This is a genomic window from Streptomyces sp. ATLC9, assembly GCF_057196705.1.
Genome location: NZ_JBXUOY010000338.1, coordinates 1 through 5,004 on the forward strand (window position 1 = coordinate 1; position 5,004 = coordinate 5,004).

Annotated in this window: 3 protein-coding genes and 1 pseudogene; all 4 read left to right on the forward strand. The window is 74.7% G+C overall.

Annotated features, from left to right (window positions below; genetic code table 11):
* Positions 1 to 657 (forward strand): annotated as a pseudogene (locus AC2CJA_RS24040) (ATP-binding protein); the annotation flags it as partial.
* Positions 658 to 662: 5 nt separating this feature from the next.
* Positions 663 to 2,675 carry a GTPase gene (locus tag AC2CJA_RS24045; RefSeq protein ID WP_484604776.1) on the forward strand — a complete coding sequence of 671 codons (2,013 nt, stop codon included), beginning with the start codon at positions 663 to 665 and terminating at the stop codon, positions 2,673 to 2,675.
* Between the two features lie 157 nt (positions 2,676 to 2,832).
* Entirely contained in the window at positions 2,833 to 3,228 is a 396-nt protein-coding gene (locus AC2CJA_RS24050; RefSeq protein WP_484604777.1) for a single-stranded DNA-binding protein, read from the forward strand.
* 181 nt (positions 3,229 to 3,409) lie between these two features.
* Entirely contained in the window at positions 3,410 to 4,867 is a 1,458-nt protein-coding gene (locus tag AC2CJA_RS24055) for a Cys-Gln thioester bond-forming surface protein (RefSeq protein ID WP_484604779.1), read from the forward strand.
* Positions 4,868 to 5,004 lie beyond the last annotated feature (137 nt).

Below are 5,004 nucleotides of genomic sequence, written 5' to 3' on the forward strand. Positions count from 1 at the left end.
GCCCAGCACGCCGCCGCACTGCGGCTGATGCGGCACATCGACGGCGCGTACGAGCGGCTCGGCGCGCGGGTGCGGCGGCAGATCGCCGACGGCGAGCTGCTGGCGGGCGAGGCCCTCGCCCGCTGGCGCGGCTTCCCCCGGGACAGCGGTGGTGACGAACTCCTGGACGCCTTCGCCGACGGACTGTCCGCCCTGCTGCGCGGCGCTGTCGGCGACGCCGACGAACAGGCCGCCGACGCCTGGCGGCTGGAGCCCGGCGCCCCCGAGTGCGGGCGCGCCGACGGACTGGTCGCCGAGCGGATCGACCTCCTGGCGCGGCGCTGGCGGCGCTGCCTGGAGGAGATCGCCGACGAGGAGCTGCACGCGGCCGAGAGCGGCTGCCCGCTGTCGGCCGAGGAGACCGCGGCCCTGCTGGCGGCCGTCCTGCTGGGCGGACGGCGCGCGCGGGGCGCGGACGAGGCGCTCGCCCGCGCCCTGGGCGCGGCCGTCGCGACGCGGCTGCGCGAGCGCGGCGAGCGGCTGCTGGAGGGGTGCCTGGACCGCGTGCTGCGAGGGGAGCGCGGCTACCGGCTGGCGCCCCTGCGGGACCTCGACGCCACCCCCGACCAGCAGGTGGCCCTGATCGCCGCACTGTCCGTACTGCAGAGGGAGAGGTGATCGCGGTGGGCGTGGACCTCCGCACCGACGGCGGCCGGATCTGGAACGACGGGCTGATCGCCCGCAGGGCCCGTACGGACGGGGGAGGAGGTGTGCGGGAGGAGACCGGGTGCGCGCCCTTCCCGGCCGGTCCGTTCGAGGCAGGTCCGTTCGACACCGCGACGTTCGAGTGCGGCCCGCTCGAGGACGGCCGCGGCGACGGGCTGTTCGACGCCGCCCGCGACGGCCGTACGGGTGGCACGCGGGCGTACGCCGCCCCGGACGCCGCGCCCGGGGAGGAGGCACTGCGCCGGCGGCTGCTCGCGCTGCGGGAACTGGTCGGCCTCTCCCGCACCCGGCTGGACGGTGAGGTGCTCGCCGAGGCGGGCCGGGTCCTGGACGAGGTCACCGCGCGCGGCAGACTGTCGCGGGCGTACACCACCGTGGCCGTCGCCGGGGCCACCGGCAGCGGCAAGTCGATGCTGTTCAACACGCTCGCCGGGGTCCAGCTCTCCGAGACCGGGCTGCGCCGCCCCACCACCTCGGTGCCCGTCGCCTGCGTCTGGGAGACCGAGTGGGACAGCGGCGCCGACGGCCTGCTGGAGCGGATGGGGGTGCCGCCCCGGGCCCGGCGCCGGGTGCAGCCGCGCGACCCGGCGCTGCGCGGCCTGGTCCTCATCGACCTGCCCGACCACGACTCCGCCGCCCCCGGCCACCGCGAGCAGGTCGACCGGATGCTGCGGCTGGTGGACGCGGTGGTCTGGGTGACCGACCCGGAGAAGTACGCGGACGCGGTGCTGCACGAACGCTACCTGCGGCCCCTGGCCGGCCACGCCGAGGTGACGTTCGTGGTGCTCAACCAGGTCGACCGGCTGCCGGGTGACGCCGTCGACACCGTCATGGACGACCTGCGGCGACTGCTGGACGAGGACGGCATGGCCCTCGGTGAGCACGGCGAGCCCGGCGCGACCGTACTGGCCCTGTCCGCGCTCACGGGCCGGGGTGTCGGCGAACTGAGGCACTCCCTGAGGGAGTTGGTCGAGGGGCGGCGGGCGGCGGCGCTGCGGCTGTCGGCCGACGTGGACGGTGTGGTCGCCCGGCTCCGCCCGGTCTACATGGCCGACACCCCGCAGGGCCCGGCCGGGCTGACGGAGCGGGCGCGCGAGGAGTTCGAGGACCGGCTGGCCTCGGCGGTGGGCGCGTGGGCGGCGGGTCAGACGGCCGAACGCCTCTGGCTGCGCCATGCCGAGCAGGCATGCGGCACCCCCTGGGCGCGGCTGCTGCGCCGGTACGAGGCGCGGCGCGGACGCGGAGAGAGGGCGGCCCCGGCCCCGGCCGCTCCCGGAGCCGGGAGCGAGGACGGACACGGGAACGGGACGGAGGCGGAGGGCGGGGCCGCGGTGCCGAAGACGGCCGCGGTGGCCCGGCCCGTGCTGGCGCAGGCGGTACGGGCACTGGCGGAGGAGGCGTCGGCCGGGCTGCCGCAGCCGTGGGCCCGTTCGGTGCGGGACGCGGCCTGGCGCGGTGCGCTGGGACTGCCGGAGGCGCTGGAGGACGCGATCTTCTCGGCCGGGGACGAGGGCGGGGAGGGCGGCGGCGCCGTGGGCGGGAACGGGCGCGGAAGGGGACGATGGCCGGGCGGGGCGTACGGGGGAGGGTGCGGTGAGGGACGTCCGCCGAGGCCGCGCTGGTGGACGGTGGTGGCGTGCGCGCAGTGGCTGTTGCTGGCCGTCCAGTTGCTCGGTCTGTACCTGCTGGTGGACCTGGTCGCCGGAGGGCCCGGGTGGGGCGGGGTCCGGCTGCCGGTGGCACTGCTGACGGGCGGCGCGCTGGGCGGCCCGCTGCTGGCCTGGTGCTGCCGGATCGCGGCCCGGGGGCCGGCCCGGGCGTACGGGCTGGAGGAGGAGCGCGGACTGCGGCGCCTGGCGACCGGCTGGGGCCAGGCCTGGGTACTGGAACCGGTGGCCGCCGAACTGCTGCGGTACCGGGAGGTGCGCGAGCAGTACGTCATCGCGGCGGGCGGTACGGGCCGGACCTGAGGCCGGATCGGGAAAGCCCCCTCCGCCCTCACCTGTTCGGGTGACCGGGTTGTCCACAACCCGGCGGTACTCCACAGGCCGCGGCGGACACCGTCGCGGCCGTGCAGCATGAGGCCCCTACGGAGGAGCGAGCGGAAGAGGGAAGGGGGCGGCCCGGGTGAACGAGACGATGGTGACGGTGGTCGGCAACGCGGCCTCGGCGGTGGAGTCCAAGGCGACGGCGTCCGGCCATCCGGTGGCCCGGCTGCGGCTGGCCACCACGGCGCGGCGCTACGACGGGCAGCGTGGCGGCTGGACGGACGCCTGCACCAGCTTCTACACGGTCTGGGCGTTCCGGGGGCTCGCGGAGAACCTGGCCGCTTCCGTGACCGTCGGCGAACCCCTGCTGGTGCGGGGACGGTTGCGGGTGCGGCAGGGCGAACGCGACGGGAAGCGCTGGACGTCCGCGGAGATCGAGGCCACGGCCGTGGGGCACGACCTGGCCCGGGGCACCTCGTCGTTCCACCGCGTCGTACGGGCCGTTCCCGCCGGCGAACCGGCAGGCGGTCCGTGACACTTGCACGCGAGCAGGGGACAACAGGCCGTATGTCGGAACAAGTGTGACTCTGCGGCATTCCGCGATAACGATTGGGACTCGGAGTGTGTGACGTCTGGTATTTCCGGGGAACTCGTTCCGATTGCTCCCTACGATCGCCCCCTGAGACACGGGGGTTGGACGAGGGGACGACCAGACCATGATTTCTGTACGCGGACGGGGTCCCGCCCGTTTCGCCGCCGCAGCGATAGCCACGGGCATGCTGGCGGCAGGAGCGATCGCCGGCGCGGGAAGCGCCGTCGCAGACGAGAACAACCAGCCGGGCGGTGTGCTCGCCACCCTGCCCAAGGCCGGCGTGACGATCGGTTCCGGCGTCAAGATCCTTGACGGGCCCACTCCGGGCCGGACCGCTGCCGGTCTGTTCGAGCTGAAGGTCGACGGTGGCGGCACCCTGAAGACCTACTGCATCGACGTCGGCCGCGGGACGGTCGCGGGCGCCAAGTACCGCGAGGCGTCCTGGGACGAGTCCACGCTCCACAACAACGAGAACGCGGGCAAGATCCTCTGGATCCTGGAGAACTCCTACCCGCAGGTGGACGACCTCACGGCGCTCGCGGGCAAGGCCGGCGCCAAGCAGCTCACCGAGAAGACCGCCGCCGCCGGCACCCAGATCGCGATCTGGCACTTCTCCGACAACGTGAAGGTCGACGCGGACAGCGACGATGCCGACAAGCTCGCCGAGTACCTGATCAAGTCGGCCGAGAACCTCGCCGAGCCGGAGGCGTCGCTCACGCTCGAGCCGTCCGCCGTCTCCGGCAAGGCCGGCGAGAAGCTCGGCCCGGTCACCGTGAACACCAACGCGCAGACCGTGAACATCGCGCCCGGCGCGGACGCCACGAGCGCGGGTGTGACGGTCGTCGACAAGGACGGCAACGCGGTGACCGCCGCCAAGCAGGGCGACCAGCTCTTCTTCGACGTGCCCGAGGGCACCGAGCCCGGCACCGCCTCGCTGACCGCGCAGGCCAACACCGAGGTCGCCGTGGGCCGCGCCTTCACCAGCGTCGACCCGAAGAACCCGAGCCAGACCCAGATCCTGGCCGGCTCCAGCATCTCCAGCGTCACCGCCACCGCGACCGCGAACTGGGCCAACGAGGGCCCGATCCCGGCCGTGACCGCCGAGAAGAACTGCGTCAAGGGCGGCGTGGACGTCACCGCGAGCAACGAGGGTGACGAGCCGTTCACCTTCACCCTCGCGGGCAAGGAGTACGAGATCCCGGCCGGCGGCTCCGAGACCGTGACCGTCCCGGTCCAGGAGGACCAGGAGTACAACATCACGATCACCGGTCCGAACGGTTTCGAGGAGACCTTCACCGGCACCCTCGACTGCGAGACCGAGACCACCACCGGCGGCAGCGGCGGCGGGGAGGAGAGCCCCGAGCCCTCCACCGAGCCCAGCCCGGCCACCGTCGGCGGCGGCACCGGTGACACCGGCGCTTCCGGCGACACCGGTGACACCGGCGGCAACCTCGCCGAGACCGGCAGCAGCAGCAACACCCCGATCATCGCGGGCGTCGCCCTCGCCCTGGTGGTCCTCGGTGGCGCCGCCGTCTTCTTCCTGCGGAAGAAGAAGCCCGCCACGGCCGGCTCCGGCGACTGAGCCGTCGCTCCACCCGGTTCCGCACAGCTCCACCGGTCCGGGCGTGATCGCCTGATCCGCCCGGACCACCTGAACCACCCGGCCGTGGGGGGGGGGGGCCCCGCCCGGGCGCCCGCCCGCGCGCTCCGCGCGGCCCC

Bases quoted from the DNA above. Each gene is read 5' to 3' on its own strand.
- AC2CJA_RS24055 (WP_484604779.1), top strand. From the start codon at position 3,410: ATGATTTCTGTACGCGGACGGGGTCCCGCCCGTTTCGCCGCCGCAGCG.